Raw genomic sequence first — 18,611 nt, 5'->3', positions numbered from 1 at the left:
GGCCGCGCATTCTACAACGTTCGACTCGGCTTGCGGCCCGTGGATGTTCTCGTTATAAGTCTCGACACTTTTCGTGACAAGCCGCTTTTGCCGACCATGAGCCAAACCGAACCGCTAGACCAAGATCCCGTGTTCCAGCTGAAAGGCAGCATGCTCGCCATCACCGTGCTGGAACTGGCCCGCAATGACCTCGATGCCCTGGACCGCCAACTGGCCGCCAAGGTCGCCCTGGCGCCGAACTTCTTCAACAATGCCCCGCTGGTATTGGCCCTGGACAAACTCCCGGCCGGCCAGGGCGCGATTGATTTGCCCGGGCTGATGCGCGTTTGCCGCTCGCATGGTTTGCGCACCCTGGCGATTCGCGCCAGCCGTATTGAAGACATCGCTGCGGCAATCGCTATTGAACTGCCAGTACTGCCGCCGTCGGGTGCCCGCGAGCGACCGCTGGACCCGAGCGAAGGTGAAGTGAAGAAAAAACCGGAGAAACCGCCGGAGCCCACCGTCAAGCCTACAAAGATCATCACCTCTCCCGTACGCGGCGGGCAGCAGATTTACGCCCAGGGCGGCGACCTGGTGGTGATCGCGCCTGTCAGTCCGGGCGCGGAACTTCTCGCCGATGGCAACATCCATGTATACGGCCCGATGCGCGGACGTGCCCTCGCCGGCATCAAGGGTGATACCAAGGCGCGTATTTTTTGCCAGCAGTTGACCGCTGAGCTAGTGTCCATCGCAGGTCAGTACAAGGTTTCAGAAGATTTGCGCCGTGATCCGCTGTGGGGGGCCGGGGTACAAGTCAGCCTGTCGGGCGATGTGTTGAACATCATCCGTCTTTAACGGATACTGCCGCATTTTCCAAGCATCTCTAGACTCTGATAGCACAGCGAAACCGGCAAGATTTGCGTAGGAATATTCGAAGTTGGCGTTTCCCCTTGGGAAACCACATCTTTTCCTACAAAGGCTGTCCGCCTGCAGCGAGTTCCAAGAGATGTTTTTCAGGGGCTGAAAAGTCCTTTTTCCTTAGGGGTGAAACACCTTGGCCAAGATTCTCGTGGTTACATCCGGCAAGGGTGGTGTGGGTAAGACCACCACCAGCGCCGCTATCGGTACCGGCCTCGCTCTGCGCGGCCACAAGACAGTCATCGTCGACTTCGACGTCGGTTTGCGTAACCTCGACCTGATCATGGGCTGCGAACGCCGCGTGGTGTACGACTTCGTCAACGTGGTGAACGGCGAAGCCAACCTGCAACAGGCTTTGATCAAGGACAAGCGCCTTGAGAACCTGTACGTACTGGCCGCCAGCCAGACCCGCGACAAAGACGCGCTGACCAAAGAAGGCGTAGGCAAAGTACTCGCCGAACTCAAAGAAACTTTCGAATACGTGGTATGTGACTCGCCGGCCGGTATCGAAACCGGTGCTCACCTGGCGATGTACTTCGCCGATGAAGCCATCGTGGTGACCAACCCGGAAGTCTCCTCGGTACGTGACTCGGACCGCATGCTGGGCCTGTTGGCCAGCAAGTCCAAGCGCGCCGAAGAAGGCCAGGACCCGATCAAGGAGCACTTGCTGCTCACCCGCTACAACCCTGAGCGCGTCAGTAACGGCGAAATGCTTGGCGTTGAAGACGTGAAGGAAATCCTCGCAGTGACCCTGCTGGGCGTGATCCCGGAATCCCAGGCCGTCCTGAAGGCTTCCAACCAGGGCGTTCCGGTGATTCTTGACGACCAGAGCGACGCCGGCCAGGCGTACAGCGATGCCGTTGATCGCTTGCTGGGCAAGACCGTGGAACATCGCTTCCTCGATGTTAAGAAGAAGGGATTCTTCGAGCGTATCTTTGGAGGCAACTAAACAATGAAATTTCTCGACTTCTTTCGCGCCAACAAAAAGCCAAGTACCGCGTCGGTAGCGAAAGAGCGTCTACAGATCATCGTGGCGCACGAACGCGGCCAACGCAGCACCCCGGACTACCTGCCAGCCTTGCAGAAGGAACTGGTCGAGGTGATCCGCAAGTACGTCAATATCGGCAACGATGACGTGCATGTCGCCCTGGAAAACGACGGCAGCTGCTCGATTCTGGAACTCAATATCACCCTGCCTGATCGTTAATCGAACAGGCGGCCGCCACGGCGGCTCGGTCACCTTGATCCCTGTTGGGGAGCCGGGTGGGCGAGCCGCCGTTGGCGTTTGTTACGAGGCTGTTTAATGCCGCTGTCCACTATCCATATCCTGCACCAGGACGACGCTGTCCTGGTGGTGAACAAGCCGACCCTGCTGCTCTCGGTGCCCGGCCGTGCCGATGACAACAAGGACTGCCTGATCACCCGACTGCAGGAAAACGGCTACCCCGAAGCCCGTATTGTCCATCGCCTGGACTGGGAAACCTCGGGGATCATCCTGCTCGCGCGGGACGCCGATAGCCACCGCGAACTGTCGCGCCAGTTTCACGACCGCGAAACCGAAAAGGCCTACACCGCCCTGGCGTGGGGCCAGCCGGCACTGGACAGCGGCAGCATCGACCTGCCCCTGCGCTACGACCCGCCGACCAAGCCACGCCACGTGGTCGACCACGAGTTCGGTAAACACGCGCTGACCTTCTGGAAGGTATTGGAGCGTTGCGGCGACTGGTGCCGCGTCGAGCTGACGCCGATCACCGGGCGTTCGCATCAGTTGCGCGTGCACATGCTGTCGATCGGGCATCCACTGCTCGGTGATGGCCTGTACGCCCACGAACAAGCGCTGGCCGCCTGGCCACGCCTGTGCCTGCACGCGAGCATGCTGAGCTTTACCCATCCGCAAAGTGGCGAGCGTTTGCGCTTCGAGTGCCCTGCACCGTTCTAAAGTTGGCAATGCATTAAATGTGGGAGCGGGCTTGCTCGCTCCCACATTTGTTATGTGCAGTTCTCGCCATCGAACGGTAAACTCCGCGCATTGCTGTCTGGAGCTATTTATGCGCGAAGCGTTGAATCAAGGCCTGATCGACTTCCTCAAGGCCTCCCCTACTCCTTTTCATGCCACTGCCGCCCTCGCCCAGCGCCTGGAAGCGGCCGGTTATCAGCGTCTCGACGAGCGCGAAACCTGGACCACCGAGGCCAACGGTCGTTACTACGTGACCCGTAACGATTCGTCGATCATCGCCTTCAAGCTCGGTCGTCATTCGCCGCTGCAAGGCGGGATTCGCCTGGTCGGCGCCCACACCGACAGCCCGTGCCTGCGCGTCAAGCCCCAGCCGGAGCTGCAACGCCAAGGCTTCTGGCAATTGGGCGTGGAAGTCTACGGCGGCGCGCTGCTGGCGCCGTGGTTCGACCGCGACCTGTCGCTGGCTGGCCGCGTGACCTTCCGCCGTGACGGCAAAGTCGAAAGCCAACTGATCGACTTCAAGCTGCCCATCGCCATCATCCCCAACCTGGCCATTCACCTGAACCGTGAAGCCAACCAGGGCTGGGCGATCAATGCGCAGACCGAGCTGCCACCGATCCTCGCGCAATTTGCCGGTGACGAACGCGTGGACTTTCGCGCCGTGCTCACCGAGCAACTGGCGCGTGAACATGGTTTGAACGCCGACGTGGTGCTCGACTACGAGCTGAGCTTCTACGACACCCAGAGCGCCGCGGTGATTGGCCTCAATGGTGACTTCATCGCCGGTGCGCGCCTGGACAACCTGCTGTCGTGCTACGCCGGCCTGCAAGCCTTGCTCACCAGCGAAACCGACGAAACCTGCGTGCTGGTGTGCAACGACCACGAAGAAGTCGGCTCCTGCTCGGCGTGCGGTGCCGATGGCCCGATGCTGGAACAGACATTGCGCCGCCTGTTGCCTGAGGGTGATGAATTCGTACGCACCATTCAGAAATCACTATTGGTGTCAGCGGACAATGCTCACGGTGTGCACCCCAACTATGCCGAGAAACACGACGCCAACCACGGCCCGAAACTCAACGCGGGTCCGGTGATCAAGGTCAACAGCAACCAGCGTTACGCCACCAACAGCGAAACCGCCGGCTTCTTCCGCCACCTGTGCATGGCCCAGGAAGTCCCGGTGCAGAGCTTCGTGGTGCGCAGCGACATGGGCTGCGGCTCGACCATCGGCCCGATCACCGCCAGCAACCTGGGCGTGCGCACTGTAGACATCGGCCTGCCGACGTTTGCCATGCACTCGATCCGTGAACTGTGCGGCAGCCACGACCTGGCGCACCTGGTGAAGGTGCTGGGCGCGTTCTATGCGAGCCGCGATCTGCCCTGATCTGACAGGCTGAACGCAGTCAAAAATGTGGGAGCGGGCTTGCTCGCGAATGCGGTACATCAGTCAACAGATTCAGTGACTGACGCTGCGCATTCGCGCGCAAGCCCGCTCCCACATTTGGTCAGGCACAAACCTGACCCATATCACGCCCACTTCTAGCAATCCGACCTAGACTTGTCAGTATTCCCACTCTGACAAGGCCGTCGCCCCATGATCTCCATGTCCTCCTTCCACGCCATGCTCATCCCGATCATCATCGGCATGATCCTGCTGACCGTCGGCTTCAACTTTCGCGACAAGCCGGTCGGCGTGTTTGGCATGTGGATTGGCATGCTGCTGATCCTCGGCACCGTGGTGTACAAGATCCTCGCCAAACTGGCGGAATGACAAATGCACTCGCATTGGGCATAACGGCCTCGTACACTCGGTCAATTCGTCGTTTTCAAGGTTGACCGCCTCGTGCTCTCGCGTCTTTTTGCTCTGCCCTCTTACTGCCTGATCGCCCTGCTGATGTTGCTGCCAATAGCGCCTGCCCAAGCCGTGGGCTTGCCCGGCCTGCTTGGCAGCGCCAACAAGACTCAACCCCAGGCCGATGTGCCGCTGGGGCAGTCGCTGGACGAAGTGATCAAGACCCTCGAAAACGACCAGCAGCGCACCCAGCTGTTGAGCGACCTGAAGAAACTGCGCGAAGCCACGCAAAAAGCCCAACCCGCCGCCGAACAAGGCGTGCTCGGGTTGATCGGCAGCACGCTGTCCGGCCTCGAGCAGCAGTTCTCCGGCGCCGACAGCCCGGTGCAACGCTGGTCCAACGAGGTCGACCTGGCCAAGGATGAACTCGGCGCCCTGATGCTGCCTGCCAGTGAATGGCTGCCAATCATTTTCGGTTTTGCCGTGATCCTGGCGGTGTGGAGCCTGCTGGCCGCGGCGCTGATCTGGCTCAGCCACCGTGTGCGCGAGCGCTTCGGGCTGCCCGAGGAACTGCCGCAACACCCGCGCACCTGGGACATGCTGCGCTTCGCCCTGCGCAAACTGGGGCCGTGGTTGATCGCGCTGGTGATCACGGTGTACCTGAGTTACGCCCTGCCATCTTCGCTGGGTAAATCCTTGGCGATGGTGCTGGCTTACGCGCTGGTGGTCGGTACCTGCTTCTCGGCCATCTGCGTGATTGCCTTTTCGGTGCTCGACGGCCCGCACCGCCACCGCGCGCTGTACATCCTGCGTCATCAGGCCTTTCGCCCGCTGTGGCTGATCGGCAGCTTTGCCGCTTTTGGCGAGGCGCTGAGCGACCCGCGGATGATGCAGGCCCTCGGTCAGCATCTCGCCCACACGGCGGCGACCATCGCCAATGTGATGGCCGCGCTGTCCACCGGCGTGTTTATCCTGCGGTTCCGCCGGCCCATCGCTCACCTGATCCGCAACCAGCCATTGTCGCGCCGCCTGACGCGTCGTGCCCTCACCGACACACTCTCGATCATCGGCAGCTTCTGGTATTTGCCGGCGCTGCTGCTGGTGGGCATCTCGCTGTTTGCCACCTTCCTGTCCGCCGGCGACACCAGCACGGCCCTGCGTCAGTCATTGTTGTGCACGGTGTTGCTGGTGTTGTGCATGGTGATCAATGGCCTGGTGCGTCGTCACGCGCTCAAGCCGCAGCGTGGGCACAAGCGCCATGCGCTGTACTCCGAGCGCCTGAAAAGCTTCGTTTATACCCTGGCCCATCTGGTGGTATGGCTGGTGTTTATCGAACTGGGCCTGCGCGTATGGGGCTTGTCGCTGATCCGGTTTACCGAAGGTGACGGCCATGAAATCAGCGTCAAGCTGTTCGGCCTCGGCGGCACGCTGCTGTTTGCCTGGCTGATCTGGATCCTCAGCGACACCGCCATCCACCATGCCCTGACCCGTTCGCGAAAAGGCCTGGCCAACGCTCGCGCGCAGACCATGATGCCGCTGATCCGCAACGTGCTGTTCGTGACCATCTTTATCATTGCCGCCATCGTCGCGCTGGCGAACATGGGCATGAACGTCACGCCCTTGCTGGCCGGTGCCGGTGTGATCGGCCTGGCCATCGGTTTCGGTGCGCAGTCGCTGGTGGCGGACTTGATCACCGGCCTGTTCATCATCATTGAGGACTCCCTGGCGATTGATGACTACGTGGACGTCGGTGGCCACCTCGGCACGGTCGAGGGCCTGACCATCCGCACCGTGCGCCTGCGCGACATCGACGGCATCGTGCACACCATCCCGTTCAGCGAAATCAAGAGCATCAAGAACTACTCGCGTGAATTCGGCTACGCGATCTTCCGCGTGGCGATCCCCTACAACATGGAAATCGACGACGCGATCAAGTTGATGCGCGATGTCGGCCAGAAAATGCGCAACGACCCACTGCAACGCCGCAACATCTGGTCGCCGCTGGAGATTCAGGGCGTGGAAAGCTTTGAATCCGGCAGCGCGATCCTGCGGGCGCGCTTCAAGACTGCGCCGATCAAGCAGTGGGAAGTCTCGCGGGCCTTCAACCTGTCGCTCAAGCGCCATCTGGACGAGGCCGGGCTGGATCTGGCCACGCCGCGCTTGAGCGTGCAGGTGGTGACCGCAGGCTCCGTGCAGGAGAAAGATCCACAACAATAAAAAGGAAGAGCTGCTTATGCGTTTGAATGGTCTGACACACCCCTGGGTTTTCGGTGCACTGTGCGCGGTCGCCAGCAGCGCCGTGATTGCCGCCAGCAGCGGCCAGGACAGTGCCCGGGAGGAAATCGCCGCCCAGGCCAAAATCCTCGAACCGGCCCTGCTGGAAACGCGCCGCGATATCCACGCCCACCCCGAACTGGGCAACACCGAAACGCGCACGGCCCAATTGGTTGCCAAGCAACTGCGCGACCTGGGCCTTGAGGTAAAAACCGGCGTGGCCCGCACCGGCGTCGTCGCCGTCATCAAAGGTGCACTGCCCGGCCCCACCGTCGCCCTGCGCGCCGACATGGACGCGCTGCCGGTCAAGGAAGTCGCCGACCTGCCCTTCGCCTCCACAGCCAAGGGCACCTACCTGGGCAAGGAAGTCGACGTGATGCACGCCTGCGGCCACGACGCCCACACCGCAATCCTGCTGAGCACGGCGAAGATTCTCACTGGCATGCGCGACCGTCTGCCGGGCACGGTGGTGTTTTACTTCCAGCCGGCCGAAGAAGGCCCAAGCGACTTTATCCCCGACGGCAAAAACACCTGGGGCGCGAAGATGATGGTGCAGGAAGGCGTGATGCAAGCGCCCAAGCCCGACGCCGTGTTCGGCCTGCATGTATGGGCCGGCGTGCCTGCCGGGCAAATCGCCTACCGCCCGGGCCCGACCCTGGCCAGCTCCGATGACCTGCGCATCAAGATCCTCGGCAAACAGACCCACGCTGGCCGCCCGTGGGACGGCATCGACCCGATCACCGTCGGCGCGCAGACCATTGTCGGCCTGCAAACCGTGGTCAGCCGTCGCACCGACATCTCGTCATTTCCATCGGTGGTGAGCATTGGCACCATCAACGGCGGCACGCGCTACAACATCATTCCCGAGTCGGTGGACATGACCGGCACCATCCGCTCCTACGACTACGGCATTCGTCAGAAGCTGCACGCCGACGTGCGCCAGACGGTGGAGAAAATCGCCGAGAGTGGCGGCGCCAAGGCCGAAGTCACGATCATCGAGAAGTACGACCCGACCATCAATAACCCGGCGCTGACCGAGCGCATGCTGCCAAGCCTGCGCTGGGCGGCCAGGGATGATGTGGTGCAGGCCCCATTGGTGGGCGGCGCAGAGGACTTTTCGTTTTATGCCAAGCAAGCGCCGGGGCTGTTTGTGTTTCTGGGGGTGACGCCGAGGGATCAGGACATGAGCAAAGCGGCGCCGAATCATAATCCGGGCTTCTTTGTGGATGAGTCGGCGCTGGTGGTGGGGGTACGGACGTTAGCGTCGTTGGCGACGGATTACCTGTACACCAACCCACCGCAATAACGCTTTATGTGGGAGCGGGCTTGCTCGCGAATGCGGCAGGCCAGTCACTGAATGGGCCAGCTGATACACCGCATACGCGAGCAAGCCCGCTCCCACATTGGATTTACAGCGGGTCAGCCCGCCAGCGCAGCGCCATCCATCTTCTGGCGCAGGCTCAGCGGGCGCATGTCGGTCCAGACTTCCTCGATGTAAGCCAGGCACTCTTTCTTCATGCCGCTCTTGCCCACGGTGCGCCAGCCTTCCGGCACGGCCTTGTAGTCGGGCCAGATGGAATACTGCTCTTCGTGGTTGACCACTACCTGAAACAGGATGTCGTCGCGGTCAAATACTGAGGTCATTGCTGTTCTCCATCGCTCATAGAACTGGCTGCGCACCACGCGCAGCGCTGATATCTGTAGAAACGTACCAAGCGTGCGAAAAATTAGAGGGTGGCGACCGCTGCCGCCAGGGCGCGGCCGAAGATCTCGGCAACGCGGTCGATTTCGGCGGCGGTAATTACCAGCGGCGGCAGGAAGCGCACCACACTGCCGTGCCGGCCGCCCAGCTCCAGAATCAGGCCACGCTTGAGGCATTCGCGCTGCACCAGCGGCGCCAGTTGGCGATGCACAGGCGGATGGCCCTGGATATCGACTGCGCCGCTCGGGTCTACCAGTTCCACGCCGAGCATCAGCCCACGCCCACGAATATCCCCCAACTGCGGGAAGTCGCGCTGCAGAATGCGCAAGTGCTCGCCCAGGCGTTCGCCCATGGCGGCGGCGTGGCCGGCCAGGTCGTGTTGCTTGAGGTAGCGCATCACCGCCGAGCCCGCCGCCATCGCCATCTGGTTGCCACGGAATGTTCCGGCGTGTGCGCCCGGCAACCAAGTGTCGAGCCAGTCGCGATACACCACCACCGCCAGTGGCAAGCTGCCGCCGATGGCTTTGGACATCACCACCACATCCGGAATGATGCCGGCGTGCTCGAAGGCAAACATCTTGCCGGTGCGCCCGAAGCCGCTCTGGATTTCATCGACGATCAGCGCCACACCGGCTTGCTCGGTGATACGGCGCAGGCCGCGCAGCCAGTCGAGATCGGCGGGGATCACGCCGCCTTCACCCTGCACCACTTCGACAATCACTGCCGCCGGCAACAACACGCCGGCTTCCGGGTCACTGAGCAGGTTTTGCAGGTAATGCAGGTTGACCCGCACGCCTTCGGCGCCGCCCAGGCCGAAGGGGCAACGGTAGTCGTAAGGGTAAGGCAGAAATTGCACGCCATTGCCGAGCAAAGCGCCCAAGGGCTTTTTCGGCCCCAGGCTGCCCATCAGGCTCAGCGCGCCTTGGCTCATGCCGTGATAACCGCCCTGGAAAGACAATACGGTGCTGCGCCCGGTGGCAGTGCGCACCAACTTCAGTGCGGCTTCGACGGCATCGGTACCGGTGGGGCCGCAGAACTGAATTTTTGCTTCACGTGCCAGTTCGGTGGGCAGCAGGCCGAACAGGTCTTGCACGAACTGGTCTTTCACCGGAGTGGTCAGGTCGAGGGTGTGCAGCGGCAGTTCGTCGCTCAGTACCTGCTGAATGGCGTCGATCACCACCGGGTGGTTGTGGCCCAACGCCAGGGTGCCAGCGCCGGCCAGGCAGTCGATAAAACTGCGGCCTTCGACATCTTCCACATAGATGCCCTTGGCGCGCTTGAGCGCCAGCGGGATACGCCGAGGGTAGCTGCGGGCGTTGGATTCCTGCTGGCGTTGGCGGGCCAGTATCGGGGTTTCTTCGAATTGGTAGAGTGTTTCTGCGGACGCCGGGCTGGCGTGCACGGGGGCGTCTTCGATACGGCTGGTAGCGACTGACATCTCTCGATCCCTCAATACGCGGGTGGGGTGACCAAACTGGCGATCCGCGCGCGCGCGGATTTCATGTTCTGGAGACGCACCAGGCGGTGGGGGATTTAGGCTTGTTATGGTTTTTTGAGGTCGGGGTATATCCGGCTTTTTGGTAATGGCGGATAGGGGTTCCGCTCTTACGGCGGCCTTGTGGTTAGATCAAAAGCGAAAGCGAGGCGGCCTGATCTTGAAGGCTGAACTCAGTCAAAAGTGGGAGCTGGCTTGCCTGCGATGGCATCAACCCGGTGTACCTGACAAACCGAGGTGCCTGCATCGCAGGCAAGCCAGCTCCCACAGAAAAGCAAAAGCACTGCGGTGCTGGCAGCTGAACTCGGTCAACTTGTGGGAGCGGGCTTGCTCGCGAAGGCGGTGGGTCAGTCAGCTCATGTGTCGCTGACACACCGCCTTCGCGAGCAAGCCCGCTCCCACATTTGGATCGCAGTGCATCAGATAGAGGTGCGTTGCTGTGCTGTTGATTCGCTTCTGCTTCAACCACTCAGGTCGGCTACTAGGCCGCCGTGCTTTGCTTTTGACTTTGATCTGACAGGCCCCGTCAACCACGCTGGCCGAACGCAGGCTTGAATCCGTGGGTAACCCGGCAGGACGCCGGGTTAGCCGTGTTGGGCCATGGATGGCCCGTCGCGGCGGCCCACGGATTCAAGCCGGAGTGAGGGCACACCGAGCCTAAGCGAGGTGCCGAGTGGTGGGGCAAAGACCTTTTGGTTACTTTTGGCTGGGCCGGCATTCCGGGCGTTTGCCAAAAGTGACCCGCTGTAAGAGCGGAACCCTAAGTGGCCGTTACCGCAGCAACGGATATGTACAACCCCCCCAAAAAAACGCACTCAAAGCCCCCGATACCGATCATTCAACGCATACAAAATCGCACACGTCTCCCCATCCAAAACCCCACCATAATCCCGACTCCGAAAGTGCATCTGAAACGCCCGCGTCCTCAGCTCAAACGCCCGGCGATTCTGGGCCGGCTTATACCCATACCGCTGAAACGCCCGCTCCACCTCAACCTCCGGCGGCAACCCAAGACAAAACCGCCGCTGATACATGCCCCGCGTCGTCTCATCAAACCAGGCCCCGACCCCAGCCTCGAACAAACGCTGCCAAGGCAACCGAGGCCCCGGATCGCTCTTGCGCCAATACGCAACATCCGAATGCCCGAGCACATCGGCAGGCCCAATCTGCGGATAGCGCCCAAGCACATCGCGAACCAACGCAATCAGCACATCAACCTGTTCTTCGCCATACGCTGGAAACGTAAACACGCCCCCCTCATCCCGCGCCAGATTAACAACCTCGACACCAATCGACCGGCTATTGAGATCATCCCGCCCACCCCAATGACTGACCCCGGCGTGCCACGCACGCTTATCCTCGTCCACCAGCCGAAACACCCGCAATTCGTCATATCCGGTGGCGCGGTAGCCAGGGTCATCCGGATCCGGCAGCAAGTAGTGAGCGCTGACACCGTCTTGCGTGAGCGTACGCAGGGATGAAGCAAAAGGCGCTGCGGTGTAATGCAAAACCACGTGCCGCACGGGCTCAGCGTTACGCTCATTGAAACCCCTGGCAGGGAAACTGCTATCGACCACCAACATAAGAACCGTCCTTTTCAGTACAGGCCGAGTCATTCAGCCCGCTCAAGCGCAAAAAAATTACCGCCATCCTGAAGGGAAGAATGTCAGGCAGGCGGTAACTATTTGGTGCTTGAAGAAAAGTACTCAGCGCCGCAACGGCATCCCCAGATCGACCCGCAAACCATCCGCCTGGCTGTCGAATTTCAGCGAGCAGGAACAGCGCTGCACGATCGCTTGAACAATCGCCAGACCCAGCCCGCAGCCCTCACTGCTGCCGTTGCGCCAGAAGCGTTGGGTTAGGTATTGCAGGTCCTCACTGGAAATCTGCTTGCCATGATCACGCACGCGGAACACCACCGTGTCGGCAGTGGTGAACACACTCAGTTCAACACGGGTATCAGCCGGCGTATGGCGCAGCGCGTTATCCAGCAGGTTGCGCAAGGCCGCGACCGCCAGGGCCACCGGCATTTCCACCGGCGTCTCGGTGAGGTTGGCCGACAGGATCAGGTCGATACGCCGGTTGTCGCCAGCGTTGGCGTCCTGGATCGCCAGCCGTGCGACTTGTTCAGCGCTCGATTGCAGGCCGTCATCAAACGACAGGCTGCCTTCCACCCGCGCCAGCAGCAGCAATTGCTCAAGGGTGCGGTGCAGGCGGTCGGCGCCCTCCTCGGCGTGGGCCAGGGATTGGTCGCGCGCCGCGCCGTCGGTCATGCGCGCCACTTGCAGGTGGGTCTTGATCGCCGTCAGCGGGCTGCGCAACTCATGCGCGGCATCACCAGTGAGGCGGCGCTCACGCTCGATGGTCTTGGCGATGCGCTGCAACAGTTGGTTCTGGGTGTCGAGCAGCGGTTTAAGCTCGCTGGGCAGGGGGTGAATCTGCAAGGGTTCGAGCGAATCGGCACTGCGGCGCATCAACGCGTCACGCATGCGGTTGAGCGGCAACAGACTCTGGCCGATACCCAGCCACAGCAGGCACAGGCAGCCCAACAAGGCCACGCCGACCGGCACCGAAGCCGCCAGCAGGATCGACAGGTTCAGCGCCTCGCGCTCCACCTGGCGGTCGGCCGTGGTGATCAACAAGTCACCCCGGGACAGGGTGAAACTGCGCCAGCCGACGCCGTCGATGACTTGATCGCGAAAGCCACTCTTGCGCGACTCCAGGCCTTCATCCGGGGTCATGTGGCTGCGCGCCAGAATTTCCCCACGCAGGGAGCTGACCTGGCAGGCCATGCCCCCCGGCACATTCAATTGCTCGGTGCGCAGGTGCGTACCGCCACTCACACTGGCCAGGCCCGGCATCTGCTCGGTCAGCCCCGCGACCATGCGCGCCGACGCCACCAGACGCTGGTCGAGGGAAAACATCATCTGGTTGCGCAGATCGTTGAGCATCCAGGCCGCCGCCAGCAGCCAGATCAGCACGAAAGCAGCGCCCAGCTTGAACGTCAGGCGCAGGCGGAGGCTCATCACGAGGCGTGTTCTCCATCATCGGCCACGCCACCGTCGGCCGTGCCCAGGCGATAACCGAGGCCGCGCACGGTCTCGACGATGCCGTTGCCCAATTTGCGCCGCAGGTGATGGATATGCACGTTGAGGGCGTTACTTTCCAGTTCGTCGTTGAAACCGTAGACGCTGTCCTTGAGCTGTTCGCTGGACAGCACCCGGCCTTTGTTATGCAACAAGGCCTGCAACAACGCTTGTTCGCGACGGGAAAGATCCACCGGCTCGCCGCCCAGGAAGGTTTCGCGGCTGCTGGGGTCGTAGGCGAGGCGGCCGTGTTCGATCAGGTTGACCCGGCGCCCCGCCACCCGCCGCAGCAGGGTTTGCAGGCGGGCGGCAAGCTCGCGCAGGTCGAAGGGCTTGAGCAGGTAATCGTCGGCACCGGCTTGCAGGCCGTCGACACGGTTGGTCACAGAATCCCGCGCCGTCAGAATCAGCACCGGAATCTCCAGTCCCTGGCTGCGCTGTTGTTGCAGCAGCTTGAGGCCGTCTTCGTCGGGCAACCCGAGGTCGAGCACCATGATGTCGAACGTGGCCGCCTTGAGCATCGCCCGCGCAGCCGCGGCCGTGGCCACGCGTTCGACGGTAAAGCCCTGGGCGCCAAGGCCGGCCACGATGCCGCTGGCGATCAGTTCGTCGTCTTCACAGACCAGTACGTGCATGGTGAACCCTTCATGAAAGATGGGGAGAATTAAAGGTGCAGCGGATTAAGCGCCGATTATGCCGTGAAAAGAGGCGCGCTCAGACACGCCCTTCACTTTAGAATAGCCCCCGGTTAATCATCGGTTAATCAACGCCACACATTGTGTCCCTAACTTGCACCAAACTAAGGCTTGACCATGCGGCATCTGTTTACCTTTCTACTGGTAATGTTCGCGGGATTCGCCCAGGCCGCGCCGGGCAACCCTTTTGAAAGCAAACCCGATTTCCTCCCGGTGGGCAAAGCCTTCACCTTTACCTCCGAACGCCTGGAGTCTGGCGAAATCCAGCTGTATTGGCAGATTGCCGACGGTTACTACCTGTACCAGCAACGCATGAAGTTCGACGGTCTGGCCGACAAACCGGCGTTACCGCCGGGCGAAGCCCACAGCGACGAGTTCTTCGGTGAGCAGCAAGTGTATCGCCAGGGCCTGGAAGTGAAGATTCCGGCCGGCGCCACCGGCCAGGTCAAACTCGGCTGGCAGGGTTGTGCCGATGCCGGCCTGTGCTACCCGCCACAGTCGATCACCGTGGACCTGGGCGGCAACCCCGCCGTCGCCGCCACCGCACAAGCCCAGGACCAGAGCCTGGCCAGCGGCCTGCAACAGCGCAGCCTGGGCTGGAGCCTGCTGGTGTTCTTTGGTCTGGGCCTGCTGCTGGCATTTGCCCCGTGTTCGCTGCCGATGCTGCCGATTCTGGCAGGCCTGGTGGTCGGCAGTGGCGCGAGCCCGCGTCGTGGTTTCGCGCTGGCCAGCAGCTACGTGATATGCATGGCGCTGGTATATGCAGCGCTGGGCGTACTGGCCGCGCTGCTCGGCGGCAACCTCGCTGCATGGCTGCAAACGCCTTGGATTCTTGGCAGTTTCGCCGCGCTGTTTGTGATCCTCGCCCTGCCAATGTTTGGTTTCTTCGAACTGCAATTACCGGCCTTCCTGCGTGATCGCCTGGACAACGTCAGCCGTCAGCAAAGCGGTGGCAGCCTGGTGGGCGCCGGCATTCTCGGTGCGCTCTCCGGCTTGCTGGTGGGGCCGTGCATGACTGCGCCACTGGCCGGCGCGCTGCTGTATATCGCCCAGAGCGGCAATGCGTTGCACGGTGGCCTGATCCTCTTCGCCATGGGCATCGGCATTGGCATCCCGCTGTTGCTGCTGGTGACGGTGGGCAACCGCTTCCTGCCGAAACCGGGCACCTGGATGAACGTGCTCAAGGGCGTCTTCGGCTTCCTGTTCCTGGGCATCGCGGTGCTGATGATTCGCCCGGTGGTCGGCGAAAGCCTGTGGCTCGGCCTGTGGGGCGTATTGGCCCTGGTGATGGCTTACTGCGGCTGGGGCCTGGCGCGCGAATACGGGCTGGCGGCCAAAGTGTTTGGCGCCGGCTCCCTGGTGCTGGGCCTGTGGGGCGCAGTGCTGGTGGTGGGCGCGGCCGGTGGCAGCGACGACCTCTGGCAACCGCTGAAGGTCTACGGTGGCTCGCGGGTTGCCGCTGCACCGAGCGCCCATGACGCGTTCATGACCATCAGTGACCCGGCCGTGCTGCAAGCCCAGCTCGACAGTGCCAAGGCCCAGGGCCAATGGGTGCTGGTGGATTACTACGCCGACTGGTGCGTGTCGTGCAAGATCATGGAAAAACAGGTATTCGGCCAACCTGAGGTGATGGACGCCCTGAAAGATGTGCGCCTGCTGCGCCTCGACGTCACCGCCGACAACGCTGCCAGCCGTGAGCTGCTCGGTCGCTACAAGGTGCCGGGGCCACCGAGCTTTGTGTGGATCGGCCCGGACGGTGAAGAACGCCGCGCCCAACGCATCACCGGCGAAGTGGATGCCGCCGCCTTCCTGCAACGCTGGACGCAAACCCGAGACGCACGCTGATGCTGACCCTGACCATCGGCACCTTCGCCATCGCCCTGAATCACATCCTACTGATCAGCGCGTTGATACTCGCCACCCTGGTGGGCTGGCGGGTGGCCAAGCGTGGCGGCGAAAACCCCGAATCGGTGCTGTTCACCCTGTTCCTGTTGGGCATGCTGGCCGCGCGCGTCAGCTTTGTCGTGATGTACTGGAGCGATTACAGCCGCGATCCCCTGCAGATGGTCGACCTGCGCGACGGCGGTTTCCTCGCCTGGCCCGGCGTGATTGCACTGGTACTCGGCGCGCTGTTATACGGCTGGCGCCGCCCTGCCCTGCGCAAACCGTTGAGCGCCGGCGTGGTCACCGGCTTAGTGTTCTGGGGCCTGACCAGTTTATCGCTGAGCCTGTACGACAAAGGCGCGCAACTGCCGGACATCACCTTGCGCAACGCCAATGGCGACGTGGTGCAACTGGCCGACTACAAAGGCGGCCCGCTGGTGATCAACCTCTGGGCCACCTGGTGCCCACCGTGCCGCCGGGAAATGCCGGTACTGGAGCGCGCCCAGCACCAGCGCCCCGACGTGACCTTCCTGTTCGTCAACCAGGCCGAAAGCATGCAAAGCGTCAGCACCTTCCTCGCGACCCAAGGCCTGACCCTCGACAACGTGCTGTTTGACGCCAGCGGCCGACTCGGCCAGGCCGTGGGCTCCATGGCCTTGCCGACCACGCTGTTCTACCAAGCCGATGGGCGCCTGATCAACAGCCACCTCGGTGAGCTGTCCCAAGCCAGCCTGGCCCGTGCCATGGAACCCTTCGACACCGCCCCTGAAAGGAAACCGACATGCCAAGCCTCCGCCACCTGCTGACCCTGCTGCCGCTGACGCTCGCGGCCACTCTGGCCCAGGCCGAAGACTGGCCGGCACCGATCAAACAGATCGAAGCCAAAGGCGCCAAGATTCTTGGCAAGTTCGATGCGCCCAGCGGCCTCACAGGCTACGCCGCGCAGTACCAGAACCGTGGCATGGCGCTGTACCTGACCGCCGACGGTAAAAGTGTGATTGCCGGCAACCTGTACGACGCCGAGGGTAAAGACCTGAGCAGCGCGCCCCTGGAAAAACTGGTGTACGCGCCGATGGCCAAGGAAGTCTGGGCCAAGATGGAACACAGCAACTGGATTCAGGACGGCGATAAAAACGCGCCACGTATCGTCTACCTGTTCAGCGACCCCAACTGCCCGTACTGCAACATGTTCTGGGAACAGGCACGGCCGTGGGTAAAAGCCGGCAAGGTGCAGTTGCGCCACATCATGGTGGGCATTATCCGTGAGGACAGCCCGGGCAAGTCAGCTGCGCTGTTCGCCGCCAAAGACCCGCAAAAAGCCCTGGAAGAACACGAAGCCGCCGGTAAAGGCAGCAAATTGCAGGCGCTGGACAAGATCCCGGCGGACATCGAAGCCAAGCTCGATGCCAACATGAAGTTGATGGAAGAGCTGGAATTGTCGGCGACGCCGGCGATTTTCTATCTGGATGACAAGGGCGGGTTGCAGCAACAGCAAGGCGCGCCGTCACCGGACAAACTGGCGAAGATTCTGGGGCCGAAGTAATCGGCGTTTCCCTGAGAATGTTTCAGGCTTGCCGCAACATAAAACGAGCAACGCAAATTCATAAAAAACTGATGAAGACTTGAGCCTTGACGCAGAAAATCCGATGCCCAAACAGGCATCGGATTCTATTTCGTAAAGCCAACGATCAGATCATAAACACAGCTGGTTGAGATCAGGCACGTCTGCCAGATATCTCTTTGCGCTACCGCCGATTGGCGACGTCGAGATCCGCCTCATCCTCACCGAGGCCAGACAGATGAGTGCCTTGGATCAACGGCCCATAACGGCGGCTGAATTCCCAGTTGTAGGGCACATGGTCTTTGCTGATCCCATTGTCCCAATTCACCGACCATGTCATCAGGCCCTTGATCGGCAACCCTTTGTCGTACAAACGCTTGAATGCATTGGTCACGGCTGCAGGGTTGATCACATAACCGGTGGCGGCTGCGTCGACGTTGGCCGGCAGACCAATGACGAACTTGTCCGCCGGGATTTTGATAAACCCTCGCGTTCCGCTCACCAGACTCTCGGTCAGGTAAAACAGGAAATCCTCTTTCATCGCGTCGTTGTTCTGGGCAATCCAGGCACCGTTGCCGTTGTTGACCTCCTGCACCCAGATCCCGTCGCCCCCCTGGTTGTAATACTGCGGGGCAATGAAGTCGTAATAGCCTTCCAGCGCCTGGATGTAACCGACGTATTTGCCGGCGGTGGTCAGGTAAGGAAACTCCGGCGCCATGCTGATAATGAAGTGTTTGCCTTCACTGGCGTAATGGTCCTTGACCAGTTTCAACGCGGCGGGCAGGACAGTCTTGTTGTCGGCGAAATCAATCGCACTCTGTTCAAGATCGATGTCCAGGCCATCAAAGCCATAGGTTTCCACCAGGCGGATAATCTCGTTGGCCAGTGGCTGTTCGTTGCCTTTATGCAGCTCGATGTGTGCATCGGCGCCGCCAAGGGAAATCAGCACCACCCTGCCCTGGCTGTTTAGCACGCCCACCTGACGGCGGAACTCGGCGTCGGAAAGGTTGTACGGCTTGAACGTCGGGATACCGTTGCCTTTCATGAAGGCCACGGCCACCACGTTGTAATCCTTCGGCACGTCCGACAGGTTCATATTGGCGAATTGGCCACGCTGGTAGCCGTCGCTCGCTCCGGCAGGCCAGTTGTGCCAGAAGCCCATGAGGATCTTTTTGCCGGCAATGCTCGGCATCAGCGAAGCGACATCGTTCAGCGGCGATTTCAATAAGGTGAAGTCAATCTTGGTCATGTTCTAATCCTTCAGAACGTAT

At 61.5% G+C, this 18,611-nt stretch carries 16 protein-coding genes and 1 pseudogene; 11 read left to right on the top strand and 6 right to left on the bottom strand.

What is annotated here, in order from left to right; genetic code table 11:
- Nucleotides 1-96: 96 nt before the first annotated feature.
- From minC to AACU78_RS14545, 8 genes are all read left to right on the top strand, one after another.
- Nucleotides 97-834 (top strand): septum site-determining protein MinC, encoded by a 738-nt coding sequence (gene minC / locus AACU78_RS14580; protein ID WP_106576509.1) that lies wholly within the window; start codon nt 97-99, stop codon nt 832-834.
- A gap of 199 nt (nt 835-1,033) precedes the next feature.
- Nucleotides 1,034-1,846: a septum site-determining protein MinD gene (minD, locus tag AACU78_RS14575; protein ID WP_003175251.1), complete on the top strand. Its 813-nt coding sequence runs from the start codon at nt 1,034-1,036 to the stop codon at nt 1,844-1,846.
- A gap of 3 nt (nt 1,847-1,849) precedes the next feature.
- Complete coding sequence (gene minE, locus AACU78_RS14570) at nt 1,850-2,104, top strand: cell division topological specificity factor MinE (protein ID WP_003175252.1); 255 nt, start codon at nt 1,850-1,852, stop codon at nt 2,102-2,104.
- A gap of 96 nt (nt 2,105-2,200) precedes the next feature.
- On the top strand, nt 2,201-2,836 hold the full coding sequence (locus AACU78_RS14565; RefSeq protein ID WP_106576508.1) for an RluA family pseudouridine synthase: 636 nt from the start codon (nt 2,201-2,203) through the stop codon (nt 2,834-2,836).
- A 109-nt stretch (nt 2,837-2,945) separates the two neighbouring features.
- Nucleotides 2,946-4,235, top strand: coding sequence for a M18 family aminopeptidase (locus tag AACU78_RS14560; RefSeq protein WP_106576507.1), 1,290 nt, complete (start codon nt 2,946-2,948; stop codon nt 4,233-4,235).
- A 210-nt stretch (nt 4,236-4,445) separates the two neighbouring features.
- Entirely contained in the window at nt 4,446-4,622 is a 177-nt protein-coding gene (locus AACU78_RS14555; protein ID WP_164487957.1) for a hypothetical protein, read from the top strand.
- A gap of 72 nt (nt 4,623-4,694) precedes the next feature.
- A complete protein-coding gene (locus AACU78_RS14550) occupies nt 4,695-6,860 on the top strand; it encodes a mechanosensitive ion channel family protein (protein ID WP_106576506.1) in 2,166 nt (721 codons plus the stop codon).
- A gap of 16 nt (nt 6,861-6,876) precedes the next feature.
- Nucleotides 6,877-8,223, top strand: a complete 1,347-nt coding sequence (locus tag AACU78_RS14545; protein ID WP_106576505.1) for an amidohydrolase — start codon at nt 6,877-6,879, stop codon at nt 8,221-8,223.
- A gap of 113 nt (nt 8,224-8,336) precedes the next feature.
- Here the strand turns inward: AACU78_RS14545 and AACU78_RS14540 are convergent, their stop codons facing one another.
- The 5 genes from AACU78_RS14540 to AACU78_RS14520 all read right to left on the bottom strand — a co-directional run bounded on the left by AACU78_RS14540 (nt 8,337) and on the right by AACU78_RS14520 (nt 13,835).
- Nucleotides 8,337-8,561: an MbtH family protein gene (locus tag AACU78_RS14540; protein ID WP_028617283.1), complete on the bottom strand. Its 225-nt coding sequence runs from the start codon at nt 8,559-8,561 to the stop codon at nt 8,337-8,339.
- A gap of 83 nt (nt 8,562-8,644) precedes the next feature.
- Nucleotides 8,645-10,057, bottom strand: coding sequence for an aspartate aminotransferase family protein (locus tag AACU78_RS14535; protein WP_106576504.1), 1,413 nt, complete (start codon nt 10,055-10,057; stop codon nt 8,645-8,647).
- Between the two features lie 872 nt (nt 10,058-10,929).
- The gene (locus tag AACU78_RS14530) at nt 10,930-11,697 is read right to left on the bottom strand and encodes an N-acetylmuramoyl-L-alanine amidase (protein ID WP_106576503.1); all 768 of its coding nucleotides are present in this window, start codon (nt 11,695-11,697) and stop codon (nt 10,930-10,932) included.
- Nucleotides 11,698-11,820: 123 nt separating this feature from the next.
- Nucleotides 11,821-13,140, bottom strand: a complete 1,320-nt coding sequence (locus AACU78_RS14525) for an ATP-binding protein (RefSeq protein ID WP_106576502.1) — start codon at nt 13,138-13,140, stop codon at nt 11,821-11,823.
- Nucleotides 13,140-13,835, bottom strand: coding sequence for a response regulator (locus AACU78_RS14520; protein ID WP_106576501.1), 696 nt, complete (start codon nt 13,833-13,835; stop codon nt 13,140-13,142). Before AACU78_RS14520 ends, AACU78_RS14525 begins: the two co-directional genes overlap by 1 nt.
- 177 nt (nt 13,836-14,012) lie before the next feature.
- On the opposite strand from AACU78_RS14520, the gene dsbD reads away from it, so the two are divergent.
- From dsbD to dsbG, 3 genes are read left to right on the top strand one after another with little or no spacing between them, the layout of a single operon-like run.
- A complete protein-coding gene (dsbD, locus tag AACU78_RS14515; RefSeq protein ID WP_106576500.1) occupies nt 14,013-15,740 on the top strand; it encodes a protein-disulfide reductase DsbD in 1,728 nt (575 codons plus the stop codon).
- The gene (locus AACU78_RS14510) at nt 15,740-16,585 is read left to right on the top strand and encodes a TlpA disulfide reductase family protein (protein WP_106576499.1); all 846 of its coding nucleotides are present in this window, start codon (nt 15,740-15,742) and stop codon (nt 16,583-16,585) included. The genes dsbD and AACU78_RS14510 overlap by 1 nt, the downstream gene beginning before the upstream one ends.
- On the top strand, nt 16,561-17,322 hold the full coding sequence (gene dsbG / locus AACU78_RS14505) for a thiol:disulfide interchange protein DsbG (protein WP_106576498.1): 762 nt from the start codon (nt 16,561-16,563) through the stop codon (nt 17,320-17,322). Before AACU78_RS14510 ends, dsbG begins: the two co-directional genes overlap by 25 nt.
- A gap of 268 nt (nt 17,323-17,590) precedes the next feature.
- Here the strand turns inward: dsbG and AACU78_RS14500 are convergent.
- Nucleotides 17,591-18,589: pseudogene (locus AACU78_RS14500) on the bottom strand (chitinase); the annotation flags it as partial.
- Between the last annotated feature and the right edge of the window lie 22 nt (nt 18,590-18,611).

Origin of the sequence: Pseudomonas sp. R9.37 (genome assembly GCF_963878885.1) — a bacterium.
Taxonomy (GTDB): Bacteria; Pseudomonadota; Gammaproteobacteria; order Pseudomonadales; family Pseudomonadaceae; genus Aquipseudomonas.
The sequence above is the reverse complement of the archived record's forward strand: the minus strand, read 5'-3'. Positions and strand labels throughout refer to the sequence as shown.